The sequence below is a fragment of the Shigella sp. FC1544 genome (assembly GCF_001722145.1).
GTDB classification, from domain to species: Bacteria; Pseudomonadota; Gammaproteobacteria; order Enterobacterales; family Enterobacteriaceae; genus Escherichia; species Escherichia coli.
Genome location: NZ_MECT01000163.1, coordinates 1 through 4,033, shown reverse-complemented (window position 1 = coordinate 4,033; position 4,033 = coordinate 1). Strand labels below are relative to the sequence as shown.

The following is a 4,033-nucleotide window of genomic DNA, read 5'->3' as shown; positions in this document are numbered from 1 at the left end:
TTGTCGAAAAAGCCAGCAAGCTGAAAGACAGGTATTCACCGCCACCAGCGCGTTTACTGTACTGACGCGATTTCAGTCATAAAAAACCCGCCAGGCGGCGGGGTGTAAAAAATCTTCTAACGTCAGGCATAAAACGCCCATCGTTAGAGCAAATTTACCACAGATTCGGGAAAAATCAACAACACTATCGCGTTACCCTCTTTAACTGCCGCTCCGCCCATGCCTCTTCAATGTCAAACCGAACCACCAACGTATCGTAAAAGCGTTTCACTGATTTTTTCCACGTATCAAGCGTGATAGCACTCGTCACTTTGCATATGGCATTAAATGCCTCCGTTGATGGTAGTCTTTCACAGCCACGACCACCACAACGCTGGCAGTCTCTGATAACAGGCATACCACGTTTTACCGACTCTTCACGATGAATGGCGACACCACGCCCACGGCAATCCTTACAGGCGGTGGAAACCTCACCCTTTCCGCCACACTCCGGACAGGCAACTTTTACCACCTCCCTGACTTTTTTCCATTCTTCCCAGTAAGACGGATACACACCTTTCGTACACTTTGCCCATACCGGCGGCTTACCATCCGGATACTGGACCTTGTTTGTAAAAACTACGCTTTCAATAAATTTTTCCCCATAGCAACAAGGGCACTGCTTTTTACTCGCTGCGCTGCGGGCATAATCCTCAAAAGCGTACGAAGCCATAATGCGCATCACTACCGGTTTTATTTCTGCCGGAAGTTTTCTCAACGCCGCCACACGATCGCACCGACTGAGTGCATAATCTGCCAGTAATTCTGTTGCCCGCGCCCTGTCATTCATACTGATGCCCATTTTCCCCAGGAACGCAGAAAACCCCATCTCAGCCCGATTCTGTGTCATGCCCTGCGCGGCCATCACATCAGTGATACTCAGCGCATCTTTTGACGTTGAGGCCGATACATCGGTCAGGCCAGGGGATTTTGGGGAGTAGTATTTCGGTAAATCTTCCAGTTTCATTTTTTGACCTGCTCTTCATGCATTATGGGGTAAATCTTCACCCCCATACGTCCACCAGATACTGGCTGACCACGAACGATATTGATTTCATCAAACTGCTCATCGTCCATTAACACTCCCGCATGCGTCAGCGCATCCAGCGGTGCTTTCAGGATATTGTCCAGGTCGCGACGACGCTTATCCGGTGGCTCTGCAATCACCTTTATCGCCAGCCTTCCGGACAGGATTAATTTCAGCCGCTGCTGGCGAACAATAAGCGCCACAGCCCGGCGATAACGCTTTCCCTCCTCCGAGATAAAATATGTGCTGCCACGGCGTCGCCAGTAAGTGTTCACCGTCGGCGGGTAAGGTAAAACCAAATCTATGAGCATCAGTCACCTCTTTTACCCAAGCACGCCAGTTGCAAAGGCGTGATCAAGAAAACGAAAAATTAAATCAACCTGAGAACCATGCTTTTCTTCGAACGCCAGAGGATCCGCATGAAGCTCGTTGTGATGCTCCCGACACAGCGGTAGCGTGAAAATATCGTGAGATTTTGTCCCCATTCCGCCCTGACCATGACCAATCAGGTGATGGGGATCGTCGGCTGGCTTACCACAACACGCACACGGCTGTGTCTTCACCCAGCGTGTGTATTTCTCGTTAACCCAGCGGCGACGTTTAGGTCGTTTCATGAAAGATTCCGGAGACTCAGGATCAACGGCAATGCTGACCACCGTCTCTTCCTGTGGCGGGTTTTGCTGGTGGGCGTGAGGCAGCGGCGCAAGATTTTTTGTGCGCTGCTTCAGTATGCTGGTGGCGGTCTGCTCTCCCGGTACGATGTCGCTTTCACGGTACATTGAGCGGATTTTTTCCGCACGCAACCCCAGCGAACGACGTAATACCGCTTCCGGTAGCGCGTCCGCCACCTGATTGCGGACCGCCCACCAGGATAATTCAGCCAGCGATAATTCCCGTTCCTGCGAGCCATTCATTGCATGGCGTATGACGTCAATCATCCATGCAGACAGGTTTTGGTGAGCAAGTTGCCCGAGTGATTCGGAGGTCTGGTCGCGCAGCTGGTTGTCGCAGTGCCAGCACAACACCATTGCGCTGGTACCATAACGGTGAATGACGGTTTCACTGTGGTGATAATCGCCGTGTGGCCACTGGCAGGATTTAACATGGCGCAGTAACCAGTCAGACAATGCGCCAGCGCCACCAGCAGCACGAATCACTCGTTCGTCGCTGAAAAATGGCAGTAATGATTTATCCTCCGCCAGCGGCTGGCGAACGGCAGGAACGACCCCGGACGGCAGATTACGCATGCTTTTCGGTTCCGGCTCCACCAGTACCCGGGTATTGTGGAATACCGGCATGGATTCACGGCCCGGCTTAACGATCACCAGCCCGAGTTCCGGTACCAGAACAGGTCGAAGTAATACCCGCACGTTATCTCCAGATGCGTTGCTGGTATGTGCGGGACAGACGCGGTGGGCGTTCGGAGTAAGGAAGCCTGACGGAGATTATCCAGTGACGGTAGTCGAGGCTAAGGGCTTTTTTAACCTCGCATCCGCGCCTGCGGTAACACTGAATGAGCCATTCGGCCTGTTCTTCAGTGCATGGGGGATGCTGGTACCAGTCTGACTTAAATGCGTGAGAATACCGCTCGTGCGTGTGGGCAAGAACGGTCGAATTATCATGTTTGTAATATTTTGCGTTGCGTGCCATCGGTTTTCTCCGGTGGCACGGTGTTACTCAGCGGGAGTTCAGCCCCGCGCAAGATTGTAGATGAGTTTATTCTTCTGAAAAAGCAGAAAAGCCAGCTTTTATTCCGATCTCTTTCAATACCTGTAATGAAGTGACAAACTCACCGTCGCGCAAGATAAATCCGTCCGTCACTCGGGCATCCACAAAATTAATTAACGCAGCCCCATTTTTTTGCAAACACACAATGCGGTAATGACTAACAATATTTCCATTTTCAACGCACACAGCATAGAGGCCATCTTCACAAAAAATTTTACGCAGTTCTTCGATGTTCATCATCAGAATCCTTCCGGATAATTAGCTCTCCCCTTTAAGGGACCATCCCTCTTATCCCTGCGCGCTACTTAAGTATTTTTGATTCTATTCCGGCACCGTCCAGAACTTCAAATGCGTTGAAAATAAAAACAAAAACCCGCCGAAGCGGGTTAAGTGCGGGTGCGTTGAGAATGCCTGCCACATCAGAGGTGGCGAGGGATTTCTCCCTCGCCGGGTCTCTTACTCCTCAGGTTCGTAAGCTGTGAAGACAGCGACCTCCGTCTGGCCGGTTCGGATTCGTACCTCGCAGAGGTCTTTCCTCGTTACCAGTGCCGTCACAATGACGGTTAAACAGATGACGATCAGGGCGATTAGCATCGCCTTTTGCTGCTTCATAGCCTGCTTCTCCTTGCCTTTCGGCACGTAAGAGGCTAACCTACGTGTGTAGAGCATAGATATGGCCTCAGATTAATGTTAAGCGTCTTGCCGGACGCGTAATGTTAACTGGGGCTTTTCTCTATCTGCCTTTTGGTGTTCATGCCTGAGACAGATAGCCTCAAGCACCCGCTGCAATTCTACTTAACTCTCCTTTTCCCGCAAACCGTTTTTATCCCCAGCGGCAAATCGAATACACCACCAGCGCCACCGCCATCGCAATTCCTACCGTTGTTAATGCTTCAGGCCAGGTCATCGTAAAATATCCTCCACGCTTATCAGTCCGTTCCGCTCCAGATAACTCATCGCCTTATCCGGTAATTTGCAGTCTGGCTTCGCTTTCCTCAGTTGCCAGGTTAACTGCTTTACCAGCATGGTTAACTCATCGACCAGACGCTGATATCCCACTGGTTTGTATTCATGCAATTTACCGGCTGGCTCTGCTGCCAGCGATACCAGTGCGATTTCCAGAACAGCAATATCCATCTTTGGATTTGCCCCTATATTTCCAGACATCTGTTATCACTTAACCCATTACAAGCCCGCTGCCGCAGATATTCCCGTGGCGAGCGATAACCCAGCGCACTA

The 4,033-nt window shown here is 51.0% G+C and carries 7 protein-coding genes; all 7 read right to left on the bottom strand.

Features of this window, described 5'->3' with window-relative positions:
* Positions 1–184: 184 nt before the first annotated feature.
* Positions 185–1,006 (bottom strand): antitermination protein, encoded by an 822-nt coding sequence (locus BGK49_RS10275; RefSeq protein ID WP_000762933.1) that lies wholly within the window; start codon positions 1,004–1,006, stop codon positions 185–187.
* Entirely contained in the window at positions 1,003–1,377 is a 375-nt protein-coding gene (locus BGK49_RS10270; RefSeq protein WP_000904094.1) for a RusA family crossover junction endodeoxyribonuclease, read from the bottom strand. Before BGK49_RS10270 ends, BGK49_RS10275 begins: the two co-directional genes overlap by 4 nt.
* Positions 1,378–1,389: 12 nt before the next feature.
* Positions 1,390–2,436, bottom strand: a complete 1,047-nt coding sequence (locus BGK49_RS10265) for a DUF968 domain-containing protein (RefSeq protein WP_001265099.1) — start codon at positions 2,434–2,436, stop codon at positions 1,390–1,392.
* Between the two features lies 1 nt (position 2,437).
* Positions 2,438–2,716, bottom strand: a complete 279-nt coding sequence (locus BGK49_RS10260) for a hypothetical protein (protein WP_032335658.1) — start codon at positions 2,714–2,716, stop codon at positions 2,438–2,440.
* A 66-nt stretch (positions 2,717–2,782) separates the two neighbouring features.
* On the bottom strand, positions 2,783–3,034 hold the full coding sequence (gene rem, locus BGK49_RS10255) for a protein Rem (protein ID WP_000980988.1): 252 nt from the start codon (positions 3,032–3,034) through the stop codon (positions 2,783–2,785).
* Positions 3,035–3,250: 216 nt separating this feature from the next.
* Positions 3,251–3,406, bottom strand: coding sequence for a type I toxin-antitoxin system toxin HokD (gene hokD / locus BGK49_RS10250; protein WP_000813254.1), 156 nt, complete (start codon positions 3,404–3,406; stop codon positions 3,251–3,253).
* 291 nt (positions 3,407–3,697) lie between these two features.
* Positions 3,698–3,961: a hypothetical protein gene (locus BGK49_RS10245; protein ID WP_242412557.1), complete on the bottom strand. Its 264-nt coding sequence runs from the start codon at positions 3,959–3,961 to the stop codon at positions 3,698–3,700.
* Positions 3,962–4,033 lie beyond the last annotated feature (72 nt).

Excerpts from the sequence above, each read along its gene's own strand:
- BGK49_RS10275 (WP_000762933.1), bottom strand. The coding sequence starts at position 1,006 with ATGAAACTGGAAGATTTACCGAAATACTACTCCCCAAAATCCCCTGGC.
- BGK49_RS10270 (WP_000904094.1), bottom strand. The coding sequence starts at position 1,377 with ATGCTCATAGATTTGGTTTTACCTTACCCGCCGACGGTGAACACTTAC.
- BGK49_RS10260 (WP_032335658.1), bottom strand. The coding sequence starts at position 2,716 with ATGGCACGCAACGCAAAATATTACAAACATGATAATTCGACCGTTCTT.
- rem (WP_000980988.1), bottom strand. The coding sequence starts at position 3,034 with ATGATGAACATCGAAGAACTGCGTAAAATTTTTTGTGAAGATGGCCTC.
- hokD (WP_000813254.1), bottom strand. The coding sequence starts at position 3,406 with ATGAAGCAGCAAAAGGCGATGCTAATCGCCCTGATCGTCATCTGTTTA.
- BGK49_RS10245 (WP_242412557.1), bottom strand. The coding sequence starts at position 3,961 with ATGTCTGGAAATATAGGGGCAAATCCAAAGATGGATATTGCTGTTCTG.